Below are 16,403 nucleotides of genomic sequence, written 5' to 3' on the forward strand. Positions count from 1 at the left end.
GTTACATTGCGGGGGTGGTGCGATCTGAAGTGATATTGATCGATGATTCATTCCCCCTGTTCCAGACGTTTTTCTGGCGCTTCTTCACGTGTTCTTCGATGTTAGTGATCTTCCGCACGCTACCTCCAAACCCTCAAGTAGAAGATTAGGCATGGCGTGGGTGAAGAGAAGAAGCGACGGCTAACGGGTGGGTCAGTCCGCCAGATACCTATTCCTCTTAGGCACAATGGGACGGGTGAGTAAAGATTCTGCTGCCCAACGCCCCGGATCCCGACGATCATCGTCTTCGCGACGCCCAGGTGTGAGCCGTACCCGGCGAACTTCGTCTGGTAGTGACGCAGCCAGGATCAAAGGAATCCAGGGAGGTTCCAGTAACACGGGGCATGAGCGCTTCGTGGCCGCTGATCAGGCAAAGGGAACCCCGGTAGATGGCCGGCTTGCCTCTAAAAGCAAGGTTGCGAAGGCTACCTCTACTTCTTCCTCCAGCTCTGCCTCCACGTCGCGTGGTGGCGTTAAAGCCGCTCTGGGGAGCTGGTGGTCGAAATGGAAGCCCCACGTCAAACGTTTTGGACCTCAGCTGCTGATTAATCATGCTGTGACTCTGGGTGTCATCGTCATTATTGCCGTTCTCATCGGCATCGGTACCGGCTTTGCCAAAGTTCCGGCAAGTATTGCATCGATGTGGATGGCGTTTAATCTCGCGCCGGTGGAAATGGCGGGTGCGAAGTTGGGATTTGTGCCGCTGCTTCCTGCACTGTTGTTGGTGTGGGGGCATGCTAAACGCGCGACAACGGTGCTTGGAAACTCCATTAGCGTTCGCGGGCTTCGCGTATTCACAACCCTAAGCTTGTTGATTCCCCTCGTGCTTACCTGCATCGCATGGTTAATGCTGTGGGATGCCTCGCGCGTATTCGATGTAACTCCGCCAAATCTGCTGGTTGCATTAATCTCTACTGCTCTTGTCAATGGCGCAGCCATTGTTATAGGTATGCGGGCACGCGTATGGCGAGCACTGCTGCTTCGCCGTGGTTGGTCCACTTGGCCAGTGGAATCAATGCTGTTGGCACAGAAGTTCCTCAAGTGGATGAGCGCCGCGGGGCTGGCTGTGGCGCTGATATACCTTCTGACGAACCTGAAGGCTTTCAGCGAGGCGTATGACATCACCTCATCCACGATGGGTGTTATTGGCCTTAGCTTTGTTGCCCTTTTGTATGTACCCAACGTCGTAATCGGCGCGATTGCGGTCCTACTCGGTGGAGAGTTTCATGTAGGAAACGGCGCGGTGAGCTTGTTTACCGCGAACAATGTCAACCTTCCCCCGCTGCCGATCCTCGCGGCTATCCCAAATGATCAGATTCCGTTTGGTCCAATGCTGCTGGCTGTGCCTGCTTGTGTAGCTGTGGGATGTGTCTACAACTTCCTGCGCGGGAGAAGCTATGTCGAGGCTCCGTTGCTCCAAGCAGTCGGGGCGGGTGCATTTTCCGGGTTGATTGGCTTCTGCGTTTCCTGGCTAGCCGGTGGTGAGCTCGGCGTGTATGGGCGGGCGGGAGCTGTTGAGTGGCTCTTTGCTGTGGAACTCGCAGCCTGGTTGTTGGTGCCTGCGGCTGTGATGATGTTCTTTACGGCGCGCCGAGGTGCGACCGTTATTGAGGACATCCCGGAGGCAGAGATGGTGTCTGCCGCAGAGTCTGAAGATGCTCAAGAAGTCGAAACTGCCGAGGAAGCCGAGGACGCCGAGGACGCTGAAGCTGCTGAGGACGACGCCCCTACGGAGGAACCGGACAACGGGAATGATGGGGGCGTCACGAAGAAAAAGCAGGAAGACCAACAAGAAGATCAAGTAAAAGAGCAAGAAGAGAAAACGGACGAAAAAGCGGACCAAGAAGCGGACGAGGATACGGATACAGAGGATGACGAAGCAGATGAAGATAGTGATTCTGGCGAGCGGGACGGGGACACTTCTGCAGAGCGTGATCGATAACGTCGATCGCGACAAGGTAGAAATCCTCGCGGTGGGCAGTGACCGGCAGTGCGAGGCTCTCGACCGTGCCGAGCGCGCAGGAATCGAGCATTTCCTGGTCGAGTACGTGCCGAAGCAGACTGATCGCGAACAATGGAACGAAGATCTGGCCGACAAAATTTCCAGCTATGAACCAGACCTCGTGGTGAGCGCGGGTTTCATGCGCATCCTTGGTCCACAGGTGGTGGAGCGCTTCACAGGGAAGATCATCAACACACATCCGGCGCTTCTGCCGGCTTTCCCCGGAGCGCACGCGGTGGAGGACGCATTAAGTTATGGTGTTCGAGTCACCGGGTCTACAGTTCATGTAGTAGATAGTGGAGTGGACACGGGTCCGATCATCGCTCAAAAGGCGGTGGAGGTCGCGCGCGACGACACAGTCGACAGCTTGCATGAAAGAATTAAAAAGGTGGAGCGCGCACTCTTAGTAGAGGTGCTGCACGAGATTTCACATGAGGGACGAAAGGCCAGGAACGAAAACAATGAGTGACGGCACTGCAGCAACCAACGGCAGCGATAAGAAGGAAATCCGTCGTGCACTGATCAGTGTGTACGACAAGACCGGCCTCGAAGAGCTGGCCAAGGGACTGCACGCCGCGGGAGTCGACATCGTCTCCACTGGCTCGACTGCGAAGAAGATCGCCGACGCTGGCGTGCCAGTGACCGAGGTAGAAACCCTCACCGGCTTCCCGGAGGTGCTGGAAGGACGGGTCAAGACCCTGCACCCGCGCGTGCACGCTGGCATCCTGGCCGATACCCGCAAGGACGATCACCTCAAGCAACTTGAAGATCTAGGTATCGAGGCTTTCCAGCTCGCAGTTGTAAACCTGTACCCGTTCACCGAGACCGTAGCCTCCGGGGCGGGCTTCGATGATTGCGTGGAGCAGATCGACATCGGCGGCCCGTCCATGGTACGTGCCGCTGCGAAGAACCACCCGTCCATGGCCGTGGTGGTAGATCCTTCCCGTTACGAGGATGTCGTAGCCGCTGCCAACGCCGGCGGATTTACCCGCGCGCAGCGTACCGACCTGGCCGTGGATGCGTTCCGCCACACTGCCGCTTATGACGTGGCCGTGGCATCGTGGATGGGGGAGCAGACCGCCGACGGCGAGCAGTTCCCCGAGTGGATCGGCGCTTCTTACAAGCGCGCCAATGTGCTGCGCTATGGCGAGAACCCGCACCAGGCAGCCGCACTGTACTCTGACGGCACCGGTCTGGCTGGCGCCAAGCAGTTCCACGGCAAGGAAATGAGCTACAACAACTACACCGATGCGGATGCCGCCTGGCGCGCAGCGTGGGATCACAAGCGTCCGACCGTAGCCATCATCAAGCATGCCAATCCGTGTGGTATCGCCGTATCCGATGAATCCATCGCCGATGCGCACAAGAAGGCACACGCATGCGACCCAATGTCCGCCTTTGGCGGCGTGATCGCAGTGAACCGCGAGGTGAGCGTCGAAATGGCTCAGCAGGTGGCCGAGATCTTCACCGAGGTCATCATCGCGCCGGGCTACGAAGACGGTGCTGTGGAGATCCTCTCGCAGAAGAAGAACATCCGCATCCTGCAGGCCGAGGCACCGAACGAGGAGCCGGAGCTGCAGGGCCGCGAGATCTCCGGCGGCTTGCTGGTTCAGCAGGTTGATGCGATCGATGCAAAGGGAGACGACCCGAGCAACTGGACTCTGGCCGCTGGCGAAGCAGCCGATGAGGAAACTCTGCGCGAGCTGGAGTTCGCTTGGCGCACCGTGCGCGCGGTGAAGTCGAACGCGATCCTGCTAGCCAAGGATGACGCCACCGTGGGCGTGGGCATGGGCCAGGTGAACCGCGTCGACGCAGCCAAGCTGGCTGTCGAGCGCGCTAACTCCCTGGCTGGCGACGAGAAGCGCGCTGAGGGTGCGGTCGCAGCCTCGGATGCTTTCTTCCCCTTCGCCGACGGTTTTGAAGTGCTGGCTGAGGCGGGCGTGCGTGCAGTCGTACAGCCCGGTGGCTCGGTCCGCGACGCTGAGGTTATCGAGGCAGCGGAGAAGGCGGGCGTCACCATGTACCTCACCGGTGAGCGTCACTTCGCGCACTAGAAAACACGCTTGAGCGCAGGAGTTTTACGAACGTATGTCTAATGAGCACCCCACACATCCTGGCAGCGGCGACTATCCGTCCCGGCCGGAGCCACCGCAGTATCACCGCAATATGGGTGCGCAAGGACAGAACCAGTGGCAGCAGTGGCAGAACCCACAGCAGCAGCCCGCCTACTCGGAGTACCCCTATGAGGACTCCGACGGTGACAGTAAATTCCTGCCCATCCTGGGGATCATTCTGGCTGCAATCCTGGCCATTGCATTGATCCTAGGGGCCGCCTACTACTTCGGCTGGTTCGGCGATGACAATGGGAAGGGTAACGGAGGTTCCGGCGGAGGCACCTCCCAGTCGCAGAACGCTGACGGCGGAAGCACAAGTACCAACGGCAATAGCGAAGACGCCAGCAGCGACAATTCTGACACTGCAGAGGAGGAAAGCTCCTCGCAGGATGAGACCTCGGAGTCGGAGAGCGAGGACTCCCGGCCCACCCGTCCGAAGCTGCCTTCCGGCGCAGTTCCTGCCAACCAGTCCGCCGAGCAGGACAAGCCAGGCGGGGACTTCAATAACGTCTACACCGGTAGCGACATTACGTCTAAGCCCTTCGCACGCGCGGTGCGCGATGCATTCGTTGAGCACTACCTGGATACGGATGAAACCAACGGCACAGTAAAGGCGTACTCGACGGTGACCGGCGAGACTTACACCATGAGCTGTAAGGATAACGGCCAGTATGTGACATGCACCGGGGGCAATGATGCCATCGTCTACATTGCATAGGTTCCGCATGAGGGAGCCAGACCGGAAGTCTCGCTCCTCACTGCTCGCCGTTGCACTGGCTTTTGTCGGCACGGCGGTTGCTGGTTGCACGATTGGTGATGTGGAGAGCGATGACGCCACGTCGTCCACCGTCAGCACTTCAGACAATCAGGACGAATCGACGGCGGAGCGTTCGCCACGGCCGACGGTATCTGCAGATAAACCCAAACCTGACGAGCCTAAACATTCGCAGAAGAACCCAGGTGGGGAGCTGAGCTATGACGGCAGTGCGGAGATAGCCGTTGCTGGGGCGAAAGGGGCGGGACAGACCGCAGTTGCACCATGGTCAACCATGAAAGTGCCGATTGCAATTGCGGCTCTTCGGCGCTCTCCAGGAGTGGAAGCTACTGCGAAGCAGGCGATTCAGAACTCCGATAATGCGGCGGCGGAAGAACTCTGGGGTGCGCTAGGTACGCCGGAGCAGGCGGCTGCAGCAACCTCAGGCGTGATTAAGGAGGGGAGTAGCACCGCGCGGGTGGAGTCACAGGTCGTGCGCCCGGGCTTCAGCTCATTTGGACAGAGTGATTGGTCGTTGAGTGACCAGGCTGAATTCGCGTCTCATCTGCGCTGCATTCGGGGAGCAGAACCAGTGGTTGCTGCCATGGGGAATATTGTTAACGGTGGTGAATACGGCCTGGGGACGATCCCTGGGGCGATTTTCAAGGGAGGCTGGGGGCCGTCCTCATCCGGCGGCTATGGGGTGCGCCAGTTTGGCTTGATTCCAAAGTCTGACGGCAAGGGATATGTGGCCGTAGCGATTGCGGTGGAAAGCCCAGACGGGAGCTACGAGGTGGGGCAAGCCGAGCTGACAGCAGCGGCGGAGTTTCTGCAATCGAGGGTGGATGATCTGCCGGCAGCGGCATGCTAGGTGGCATAGAAAAACCAATTCTTTCGGTTAATGTTTCTTAACCGGTAAGGTCGGGGTTATGAGCTCTCATTATCTTGCCGAACCTAACACCGAAGGCTTATCTGCACGCGCAGCGGCGAAGGAACGTCGCCGAGTGGAGCTTCTGCGTGCTGCTGCGAGAATCATGGCAAACAAGGGCTTTCATGGCACGAGTCTGGAAGAGGTAGGGGAAGCGGTCGGGATCTCCGGGCCGGCTGTGTACCGGCATTTTTCGGGTAAAGAGGAGATCCTGACCGAGCTAATGACAGGCATCTCGGAACACATGCTCTCGGAGGCGCAGAAAATTGTTGATGGCTTGACCGATCCGCGGGAGCGCTTGGCGGTGCTAATCGACTTTCAGGTGGACTTCGCGCTGTCGCAACCAGAGCTAATTCGCCTGCATAACCGCGAACTTTTTCGTATGGGGGAAGCGGGACGAGGGCGTGTGCGCTCAGTCCAGGGAAGCTATCTCAAGCTCTTTGCGGAGGCCTTGGCGAAGATGGACTCGCATTATCGGGGAGAGGCGGGGCGCATCACGGCGCAGTTGGTGGTGGGCATGATTAATTCTTCTGAGGTTATTCGCGGATGGGCGTCTACCGCGCTGGCGCGGCGACAGATGCTAGCTGCGGCTCGCGCGGCAGTCGGGTTGGAGTAAACCCCACCATACGGGGGTAGTTCACTGGCAGAAACTTTTTAGATTCCCTAGCCAAAGTGTTGTAGCTCACATACAGTGGCGTCAACAAGTTAGTTAATCGCTTGTAACTGAATGTGGGGAGTGTGGACAAGCGCTCTCATCACAATCCCGCCACCTTTCAAGGAGCTGCACACGTGGAAACCACTACTGCCAACTCAACCGCCCCGGCAGCCGCAGATCTGACCGAGCCACGCGGAATCCCGAGCCACCGCGAACTTGTCAACGAACTGCGTGAGCGCCTAGCTCGTGCCCAAGCCGGCGGAGGGGAGAGAGCTCGCAAGCGCCACACGGATCGTGGCAAGCTACTGCCACGCGAGCGCATTCGCTTACTTCTGGATCCCGGCAGTCCCTTCCTGGAAATCGCGCCGCTTGCCGCCGAGGAGATGTACGACGGCAAAGCCCCAGCCGCGGGCATCATCGCGGGAGTCGGGCTTGTACACGGTCGCCTGTGCCTTATCGCCGCTAATGACGCCACCGTCTCCGGCGGTACCTACTACCCGATGACGGTCAAGAAGCACCTCCGCGCCCAGGAGATCGCAGAGCAAAACCACCTGCCATGTATCTACCTCGTTGATTCCGGTGGCGCGATGTTGTTGCAGCAAGACGATGTATTCCCGGACCGCAATCACTTTGGCCGTATCTTCTTCAACCAGGCGAACCTGTCAGCGAAAGGGATTCCACAACTATCTGCTGTGATGGGTTCCTGTACCGCAGGCGGTGCCTATGTTCCTGCTATGAGTGACGAGACGATCATCGTGGAAAACCAGGGCACGATCTTCTTGGCTGGCCCTCCACTGGTGAAGGCTGCGACCGGCGAGGATGTCACCCCGGAAGAACTCGGTGGTGGAGCAATGCATTCCCGTATTTCCGGGGTGACGGATCACCTGGCCGCCAATGATGAAGACGCACTGCGGATCATGCGTGGGATCGTCGAAACTCTGCCAGAATCCAAGCCGACTCCCTGGAAGCGCAGTGCCCCCGTGCCGGCTCCGCGCCCGCAGGAGGATCTTTACGACATCGTGCCCACCGATCCGAAGATTCCCTATGACGCGCATGAGGTCATCGAAACGCTGTGCGACGAGGGCAGCCTCTCGGAGTTCAAAAGCGAATATGGCAACAGCATCATCACGACCTTTGCGCGGCTGGAAGGCCACCAGGTCGGAGTGATCGCCAATAACGGCATCATCTTTGCCGAGGCCGCCATGAAGGGCGCACACTTCATCGAACTTTGCGAGCAGCGCAACATTCCCATCATCTTCTTGCAAAACACCACCGGCTTTATGGTGGGGCGTCAATACGAAGAAGGCGGCATCGCCAAGCACGGGGCGAAGATGGTTAACGCCGTGGCTACCGCATCGGTGCCCAAGCTCACCGTTGTCACTGGTGCGGCTTTCGGCGCTGGCAATTACTCCATGTGCGGCCGAGCGTATTCGCCGCGATTCCTGTGGATGTGGCCGAATGCGCGTATCGCAGTGATGGGCGGACCACAGGCGGCCATGACACTTTCTACCGTCCGACGTGCGCAGATTGAGCGCCGGGGCGAGGAGTGGTCTGCCGAGGCACAAGAGGCCTTCGAAGCGCCAATTCGCGAGATGTTCGACGAGAAATCCACCTGCTGGTACTCCACAGCACGACTGTGGGATGACGGAGTGATCGATCCTGCGGACACACGCCGCACGCTCGCCATGGCCCTCGATATCTGCGCTCAAGCTCCGCGCGAGGAAACCGGTTTCGGCGTTTTCCGCATGTAAGGCGTTCAAATCCTTTCAACGCAGCCCACCAACGCAACGCACCCACAGAAAAGAGAAACTGCCGTGAGTAAAACAACTGCTACCACCGGCCCGTTCGATACGGTGCTGGTCGCCAACCGCGGTGAGATCGCCCTGCGCGTGATCCGCACCGTGCACCGCATGGGGCTTAAGGCCGTGGCCGTCTACTCCGATGCCGACTCCGCAGCACCGCACGTCCACGCTGCAGACAAGGCTGTGCGTCTAGGCCCTGCCGCCGCTGCCGAGTCCTACCTCAACATTGACAAGGTTATTGACGCCGCGAAGGCGGCCGGCGCTGGCGCTATCCACCCCGGTTACGGATTCCTCTCGGAAAACGCGGCTTTCGCCAAGCGCTGTGAAGGTGAGGGAATCATCTTCATTGGTCCCCCGGCCAGCGCTATCGAGACAATGGGTGACAAAATCACCGCCCGCGCGACCGTCGAATCCCGCGACGTGCCCACCGTTCCCGGAATCTCCCGGCCAAATCTAACGGACCAGGAGATCATCGACGCTTCTGAATCCGTTGGCTTCCCCGTGCTCATCAAACCCTCCGCTGGTGGTGGCGGCAAGGGAATGCACTTGGTGGAGGAACCTGAGACGCTGGCCAGCGCGCTGGTCTCCGCCCGCCGCGAGGCTGCAAGCTCCTTCGGCGACGACACGTTGTTCTTGGAGCATTTCGTAGATACTCCGCGCCACATCGAGGTGCAGATAGTCGCCGACTCCCACGGTAACGTGATTCACCTGGGTGAACGCGAATGCTCTCTACAGCGTCGCCATCAAAAGGTCATTGAGGAAGCCCCCTCTGCACTGCTGGACGAAAAGACTCGGCAGGAGATCGGCGAGGCTGCCTGCGATGCCGCCCGAGCCTGCGGTTACTGCGGTGCGGGCACGGTGGAGTTCATCGTCTCGGCCAAACAACCAGAGCGCTTCTTCTTTATGGAGATGAACACCCGCCTTCAGGTCGAGCACCCGGTCACCGAAATGGTCACTGGTCGCGACCTGGTGGAATGGCAGATCCGTGTGGCGCGCGGGGACGCTCTGCCCATCTCACAGGACGACGTGCAGCTCAACGGCCATTCCGTAGAAGCGCGTGTTTATGCTGAGGACGCAGCCGCCGGGTTCCTGCCCACCGGAGGAATGATCACGGGACTGTCTTGGCCGGGTGGGAACGGGGTACGTGTGGACGCCGGTGTAGTAGAAGGCCAAGAGGTCAGTTCTGATTATGACCCAATGTTGGCGAAAATCATTTCCCACGCTGAGACGCGCGAGGCTGCCCTTCAACGCCTCGACCAGGCGCTGGCCCACACCCGCATTGAAGGTCTGACGACCAATATTGACTTCAACCGCTTCCTGGTCACCCGCCCGGAGGTTATCGCTGGAGACCTGCAAACCGGCTTACTGGATTCCATCGTCGAGGACTTCCAACCTCGCGCAGTCCCCGTGGACACTCTCGCCGTTGCCGTGCTCCACCTGGCGGGCGCGCTAGGTGGGGGAGACGAAGGGGCGTCACAAAGAACGACCTCGGAACCCACCCTCGGCAGTGCCTGGACCGCGTGCGACGGGTGGCGCGGCGCTGGGAAGCGAGCACCTTTGCGTTTGGTGCTTGCCGATCCAGGCGGGGTAAGCGCGCCGGTTGAGGCACGTGCCGAATTTGAAGACGACGCGTGGACGATACGGCTCACTCCATTAGTCAGCGATGAAGGGGAAGACGAAGCGTCAGCTTCGGAAACCCGCCGTATCAAGATCGTTGCCGACCCGCAGGCCACGCGCAACGAATGGCGGCTGTCCATCGACGGCGCGCCTGCTGAGAAGTGGAGTGCCGGAAGACACGGCAGCATCACTGGACCGAACGGCACCCACGTGGTGGAGGTGTTCTCCGGCACGGCGCACGACGCAGAGGCCAGCACTCAGGATTCGCCGGACATCCTCAGTCCCATGCCCGGCACCGTTATCGCAGTGGAAGTCGCAGATGGCGATGAGGTCACCGAAGGCCAACCCGTAATCGTGATTGAGGCCATGAAGATGGAGCACACTCTGGCAGCGCCTCGCGGCGGAAAAGTCAAGGTCAGCGCTGAAGTTGGCCAGAAGGTCGGCACTGGAGAAGTCCTGGCGGAAGTCATTTCTGCGAACGACGCGTCCGATTAGCCAGCAGCTAAGCACATTCAACAGTTCACAAAACACAAGCACACCAAAAACCCACAGAAAGAGGAGAACAATGAGCCAAAGCACCAAGGATCGCAACCCCTACCTCTCCGACGAACTGCACGAACTGCGCGCCAGCGTGGAGGACTTCGCCAACTCCGTAGTCGACCCCGTGGCCGCCCAACACGACCGCGACCACACCTTCCCCTATGATGTCGTCCGCCAGATGGGCGAGATGGGTCTCTTCGGCCTGCCAATCTCCGAGGAATACGGAGGCATGGGCGGTGACTACATGGCCCTCGGCGTGGCATTGGAGGAGCTGGCTCGTGTGGATCAGTCCGTCGCCATCACCCTGGAGGCCGGAGTTTCCCTGGGAATCATGCCGATCTACCGCTTCGGCAGCGACGAGCAGAAGGAGACCTTCCTGCCGAACCTGGTGGCGGGCAAGAACCTGGCAGGCTTCGGCTTGACCGAACCTGAGGCTGGTTCCGATGCCGGTGGAACCAAAACGACCGCCAAGCTTGACGGCAACGAGTGGGTGATCAATGGATCGAAGCAGTTCATCACCAACTCTGGCACGGACATCACCTCCCTGGTCACGGCCACCTGTGTGACCGGCCAGCGTGACAATGGCAAGAAGGAAATCTCCGCCATCATCGTGCCGACCGGCACACCGGGCTTTACCGCCGAGCCCTCGTACAACAAGGTCGGCTGGAATGCCTCCGATACTCATCCGCTTACCTTCGATAATGTCCGCGTACCCGAGGAGAACCTGGTCGGCGAGCGTGGCCGCGGATTCGCCTACTTCCTCTCCATCCTCAACGAAGGCCGCATCGCCATCGCCGCCCTGGCCACCGGTGCTGCGCAGGGCTGTGTGGATGAATGCGTGCGCTATGCCAAGGAGCGCACCAGCTTTGGCAAGCCCATCTCCGAGTACCAAGCCATCAGCTTCAAGATTGCCCGCATGGAGGCTCGCGCCTGGACTGCCCGCCAAGCCTGGTATGCCGCGGCGGCGAAGATGGCCGCAGGCCTGAACTTCAGTAAGGAAGCCTCCATCGCGAAAATGGTTGCTTCTGAGGCAGCCATGGATAACGCCCGTGATGCCACTCAGATCCACGGCGGCTATGGATTCATGAACGAATATCGCGTTGCTCGCCACTACCGCGATTCCAAGATCCTCGAGGTAGGCGAGGGAACCACCGAGGTACAGCAAATGCTTATCGCCCGCGCTCTCGGCGTATAGGCCGCGCTTCACCCCCCCCTAAGCACGTCGGATACCGACGAGGCGTCACAAAGAAAACTAAGGAGACCTGCAACAATGAGCGAAGAAAAAGAGGTTGTGCAGCGCGGCCTGTGGTTCGAGGAGTTCGCCGAGGGCGTGGTGTACCGGCACCAACCCGGACGCACCGTCACCGAGGCGGATAACACGCTGTTCACCACCATGACCATGAATACCCAGCCGCTGCACATCGACGCAGCGTGGGCTGCCGCCCAGGACGGCTTCCGCGGCGAGCGACTGGTGAACTCCATGTTCACCTTGTCGACGGTAGTGGGGCTATCAGTGAGCCAACTTTCCCTCGGCACGATTGTGGCCAACCTGGGATTCAGCGAGATTTCCTTCCCGGCCCCCATGTTCCACGGAGACACTCTCTACGCCGAAACGCGCTGCGTGGGCAAACGGCTTTCGAAGTCACGACCCGGGCAGGGCATCGTGGAACTCGAACACATCGGGCGCAACCAGGACGGCACCATCGTCTGCAAAGCCACACGCAAGACACTGATGCAATGCGCACCGGGTGGGGAGGAGCCCAGCAATGGTTAGTTCGAGAACTCCCCAGCCGAACTCTTGGCTGCCAAAGGGGCCTGCGCTTTTGTTCGCCCCTGCCGACCGACCCGAGCGTTTTGCAAAGGCCGCGGATCGTTCAGACATGGTGATTCTCGACCTCGAAGACGGTTGTCGCGCCGAGAACCGAGCAGAAGCCAGGAAGAACGTCCAACATGCAGACCTCGACCCGGAACGCACGATCGTTCGCATCAACGCAGTGGACTCGCCGGATTTCGCCGAGGACCTCGCCGCCGTCGTCGATTCGCCGTATCGAACCGTGATGGTGCCGAAGGTAGAGTGCGGTTTCTCTCTTGGTGACGCCAACTCCAACGATCGTCCGCTGCCTGCTGACTTTCGAGTGATTGCGTTGATCGAAACCCCCAGGGGCGTGGTGAACCTCCCGGAAATCGCGGCAGACCCGCAGGTCGTGGCTCTGTTTTGGGGTGCCGAGGATCTGACTGCTGCACTGGGCGGGACAAGCTCGCGCTACAGTGCCGACGAGGTTCCCACCCCGGGAGGTGGCCCATCAGGCCATCCAGGTGGTTACCGCGAAGTACCGCGCCTCACCCGTGCGCTGGTGCTCACGCACGCGGCGGCGGCTGGCATCGTCGCGCTGGATTCGATTCACGCAGATACGACGGACACTAAAGGTGCCAGCGCCGAAGCCATCGACGCAGCTGCCAGCGGCTTTACCGCCACCGTGTCCATTCACCCTGGCCTGGTGCCCGTTATTCGCGAGGCCTATGCCCCAACCGAGGAACAGGCCACGTGGGCGCGCCGCGTCATTGAAGGCGCGGCCAAGAACACCGGGGCTTTCGCTCTGGATGGCCAGATGATCGACGCACCTTTGCTCCGCCAAGCGGAAATCATCGCCGCCAGAATCCGCTAGTTTCCATCGCCAGTTTTCTCAATTCCCCTTCTCACAACTCTTCAGCGAGATTCCTTTCGCACGAAAAGGTTGATATCCATGACACTTCCGATTCGCAACGACCGTCCGATTGTGATTTCCGATCCGGCGGATCTAGACCCCACACTGTCACACCAGGTTGGCCGCACTGACGTCGATCTGCTGGACGAGACCATTGGGCAGTGTCTAGCCCGCATTGTGGCCGAGTATCCAGAGCACGATGCGGTCATTGACTTCTACGGTGATGTGCATCTGACCTACACGGAGTTCTATCGCAAGGTTCAACGTCTGGCCTCTGGGCTGCACGCAGCTGGTTACCGCAAGGGCGATCGTATCGGCATTTGGGCTCCCAACCGCTGGGAATGGACTCTGGTGCAGTTCGCCACCGCTGAGATCGGCGCAATCCTGGTGTGCATTAACCCCTCCTACCGTCACAAGGAATTGGTCTATGCCATGGGGCAGTCGGGAGTAAAAGGACTGTTCTCCGCCGGTCGCTTCAAGGACTCGAATTACCGGGCGATGATTGATGCAGCAGAGAGCCAGTTCAGCCGCCACAATTACAAGGAAACGATCTTCTTTGGTTCGGAACGTTGGGACGAGCTAGCTAACCACGCCATCTTGGATCTCAACCCAGTTCGTGAACAGCTGCACCAGGATGATCCCATTAATATCCAGTACACCTCCGGCACGACAGGTATGGCCAAGGGTGCGACGCTGACCCACCGCAACATTCTGAACAATGGTTACCTGGTGGGGGAGACCCTCCAGTACACAGACCGCGACAAGGTCGTCATCCCCGTACCTTTCTTCCACTGCTTCGGCATGGTGATGGGCAACCTCGGTGCCATTACACACGGTGCGACGACCATCATCGCGGGCCCAGTGTTTAACCCCCAATCCGTGTTGGAGGCAGTGGAGCACGGCAAGGCCACCAGCCTTTTCGGCGTTCCCACGATGTTTATGGCGGAGCTGGATGAGATTGAACACGCCAAGGCCAAGGGGAAGACCTACGACCTATCTAGCCTGCGCACCGGCATCATGTCCGGAACTGCCTGCCCTACCCGCACGATGCGGCAGGTGATGGACATCATGAATATCAATGAAATCACCATCGCCTATGGCATGACGGAGACCTCCCCGGTGAATCACCAGACAGTGGTAGACGACCCGATTGAAAAGCGTGTGGGTACTGTTGGACGCCCCAATCCGCACATCGAAGTGAAAATCGTTGACCCGGAGACCGGGGAGACCGTTAAGCGCGGCGAACAGGGCGAGATTCTGATCCGTGGCTTCCTGGTGATGCAGGGTTACTGGGACATGCCCGGTAAGACTGCAGATGCGATTGATGAGGACGGCTGGATGCACTCTGGTGACCTCGGAACGATGGACGAGGAAGGCTATGCCCGTATTACGGGTCGAGCGAAGGACATGGTGATTCGCGGCGGAGAAAACCTTTACCCGCGCGAAATCGAGGAGTTTCTGATGACCCACCCGGATATCTCCGATGTGCAGGTCGTGGGCGTGCCAGACGAGAAGTACGGCGAGGAACTAATGGCCTTCATCATCATGCGGGAGGATACCGTACCGCTGGACAAGGAAGCTGTCCGCGAGTTCTGCGACGGTGAGCTGACCCGGCACAAGATCCCCAAGTACGTCCAGTGCGTTGATTCCTTCCCCATGACCCTGTCGGGCAAGGTTCGCAAGGTTGAGCTGCGCGAACAGGCTGTCGAGATCCTCGGCATCTACCAGAAGTAAGCCGTCCCACCAACAGATCCACACAGATACACAGAAAGGAAGCAACCGTGAGCACTACAGCGGCCCATCATTCAAAACTGCGTACCGCCGCGGAGGCAATTGCTGATATCCCAGACGGCGCCACCCTGGCCGTCGGCGGATTCGGAGTATGCGGAATCCCGCAAGTCCTTCTCGAAGAGCTAAGCCGATCCAATGTGAAAGACCTGGAGGCCGTAAGCAACAACGCCGGCCTTGATGGTCGAGGCCTGGGTCTGCTGCTGGCTAACCATCAGTTGCGCCGCATTGTGGCCAGCTACGTGGGGGAGAACAAGGAGTTCGCCCGCCAGTACTTGGACGGCGAACTAGAGGTGGAGCTCACTCCGCAGGGCACCCTGGCGGAGCGTCTACGCGCCGGCGGTTCGGGCATCGGAGCTTTCTTCACCCGCACCGGCGTGGGCACGCTTGTTGCCGACGGTGGGATGCCATGGAAGTACGACGCCAACGACAAGACGAAGGTGCAGGTGGCCTCGCCTGCGAAGGAAACCCGCACCATCGACGGCGAGGACTATGTGCTGGAAACCGCTATCCGCGCCGACTTCGGCCTGGTTCGGGCCGCAATCGCAGATAAGGATGGCAATCTGCGCTTTTCCAAGACCGCCCGCAACTTCAACCCCCTGGCCGCCATGAGCGGCAAGATCTGCATTGTGGAGGCCGAAAAAGTTGTGGAAGTCGGAGAACTTGCCCCGGACGATATCCACCTGCCGGGTGTTTTCGTCCACCGCATTGTGGAGCTGACCCCAGAACAGGCAGATGACAAGATGATCGAAAAGGAGACCGTACGATGACCGGCTGGACCCGCCAGGAAATGGCCGCCCGTGCCGCCCAAGAACTCGAAGACGGCCAGTACGTAAACCTGGGCATCGGTATGCCCACGCTCGTGCCCAACTATGTGCCAGAAGGCGTGACTGTATCTCTGCAATCGGAAAACGGCATGCTGGGAATCGGCCCGTACCCGGAAGCCGGTCAGGCTGACCCGGATCTCATCAATGCAGGTAAGGAAACCGTCACAGCTTTGCCTGGCACTAGCTACTTCGACTCTGCCTTAAGCTTTGGCATGATCCGCTCGGGCAAGATCGACGTCGCCATCCTGGGCGCCATGGAGGTCAATGCCCGCGGCGACATCGCCAATTGGATGGTGCCCGGCAAAATGGTCAAAGGCATGGGTGGTGCTATGGATCTGGTCGTTGGTGCGCGCCGGGTGATCGTGTTGATGGACCACACCACCAAAACCGGCGAACCGAAGCTCATCAAGGAACTCACTCTGCCCACTACCGGGCTTGGAGTGGTAGATCGGATCATTACGGATCTGGCCGTATTTGATCGTGACGACGATGGTTTGAAGCTCGTGGAGCTGGCACCTGGCGTCACCACAGAAGAGGTAGAAGAAAAGACCGCAGTTCCGTTTACAACGGCCCTGAGTTAGACCAACCAATCGGCTTCGCTGAGCGGTCGTTCGTGCCATACTTGAGGGCAC

At 59.5% G+C, this 16,403-nt stretch carries 14 protein-coding genes; all 14 read left to right on the forward strand.

Annotated elements, in window-relative coordinates; genetic code table 11:
* Positions 1 to 226: 226 nt before the first annotated feature.
* The 14 genes from ACWXWJ_RS05185 (at position 227) to ACWXWJ_RS05250 (ending at position 16,352) form a co-directional block, all read left to right on the forward strand.
* A complete protein-coding gene (locus tag ACWXWJ_RS05185; RefSeq protein ID WP_473963738.1) occupies positions 227 to 1,981 on the forward strand; it encodes a cell division protein PerM in 1,755 nt (584 codons plus the stop codon).
* Complete coding sequence (gene purN / locus ACWXWJ_RS05190) at positions 1,923 to 2,510, forward strand: phosphoribosylglycinamide formyltransferase (RefSeq protein WP_293791037.1); 588 nt, start codon at positions 1,923 to 1,925, stop codon at positions 2,508 to 2,510. Before ACWXWJ_RS05185 ends, purN begins: the two co-directional genes overlap by 59 nt.
* A complete protein-coding gene (purH, locus tag ACWXWJ_RS05195; protein WP_473963739.1) occupies positions 2,503 to 4,095 on the forward strand; it encodes a bifunctional phosphoribosylaminoimidazolecarboxamide formyltransferase/IMP cyclohydrolase in 1,593 nt (530 codons plus the stop codon). Before purN ends, purH begins: the two co-directional genes overlap by 8 nt.
* A 34-nt stretch (positions 4,096 to 4,129) precedes the next feature.
* Entirely contained in the window at positions 4,130 to 4,873 is a 744-nt protein-coding gene (locus ACWXWJ_RS05200; RefSeq protein ID WP_473963740.1) for a hypothetical protein, read from the forward strand.
* Positions 4,874 to 4,880: 7 nt separating this feature from the next.
* The gene (locus tag ACWXWJ_RS05205) at positions 4,881 to 5,780 is read left to right on the forward strand and encodes a hypothetical protein (protein WP_473963741.1); all 900 of its coding nucleotides are present in this window, start codon (positions 4,881 to 4,883) and stop codon (positions 5,778 to 5,780) included.
* Positions 5,781 to 5,838: 58 nt separating this feature from the next.
* A complete protein-coding gene (locus ACWXWJ_RS05210; RefSeq protein ID WP_434828424.1) occupies positions 5,839 to 6,453 on the forward strand; it encodes a TetR/AcrR family transcriptional regulator in 615 nt (204 codons plus the stop codon).
* Positions 6,454 to 6,671: 218 nt separating this feature from the next.
* Positions 6,672 to 8,243: an acyl-CoA carboxylase subunit beta gene (locus tag ACWXWJ_RS05215; protein WP_473963775.1), complete on the forward strand. Its 1,572-nt coding sequence runs from the start codon at positions 6,672 to 6,674 to the stop codon at positions 8,241 to 8,243.
* 63 nt (positions 8,244 to 8,306) lie between these two features.
* Positions 8,307 to 10,406, forward strand: a complete 2,100-nt coding sequence (locus tag ACWXWJ_RS05220; RefSeq protein WP_473963742.1) for an acetyl/propionyl/methylcrotonyl-CoA carboxylase subunit alpha — start codon at positions 8,307 to 8,309, stop codon at positions 10,404 to 10,406.
* A 70-nt stretch (positions 10,407 to 10,476) separates the two neighbouring features.
* Entirely contained in the window at positions 10,477 to 11,646 is a 1,170-nt protein-coding gene (locus tag ACWXWJ_RS05225; RefSeq protein WP_293790952.1) for an acyl-CoA dehydrogenase family protein, read from the forward strand.
* Positions 11,647 to 11,721: 75 nt separating this feature from the next.
* Positions 11,722 to 12,225, forward strand: a complete 504-nt coding sequence (locus ACWXWJ_RS05230) for a MaoC family dehydratase (RefSeq protein ID WP_293790953.1) — start codon at positions 11,722 to 11,724, stop codon at positions 12,223 to 12,225.
* A complete protein-coding gene (locus ACWXWJ_RS05235) occupies positions 12,218 to 13,117 on the forward strand; it encodes an HpcH/HpaI aldolase/citrate lyase family protein (protein ID WP_473963743.1) in 900 nt (299 codons plus the stop codon). The genes ACWXWJ_RS05230 and ACWXWJ_RS05235 overlap by 8 nt, the downstream gene beginning before the upstream one ends.
* A 78-nt stretch (positions 13,118 to 13,195) precedes the next feature.
* On the forward strand, positions 13,196 to 14,890 hold the full coding sequence (locus ACWXWJ_RS05240; RefSeq protein WP_473963744.1) for an AMP-binding protein: 1,695 nt from the start codon (positions 13,196 to 13,198) through the stop codon (positions 14,888 to 14,890).
* A 47-nt stretch (positions 14,891 to 14,937) separates the two neighbouring features.
* Positions 14,938 to 15,714 (forward strand): CoA transferase subunit A, encoded by a 777-nt coding sequence (locus tag ACWXWJ_RS05245; RefSeq protein WP_473963745.1) that lies wholly within the window; start codon positions 14,938 to 14,940, stop codon positions 15,712 to 15,714.
* Positions 15,711 to 16,352 (forward strand): CoA transferase subunit B, encoded by a 642-nt coding sequence (locus tag ACWXWJ_RS05250; protein WP_473963746.1) that lies wholly within the window; start codon positions 15,711 to 15,713, stop codon positions 16,350 to 16,352. Before ACWXWJ_RS05245 ends, ACWXWJ_RS05250 begins: the two co-directional genes overlap by 4 nt.
* Positions 16,353 to 16,403: the final 51 nt, after the last annotated feature.

Source organism: Corynebacterium sp. p3-SID1761 (genome assembly GCF_055862885.1).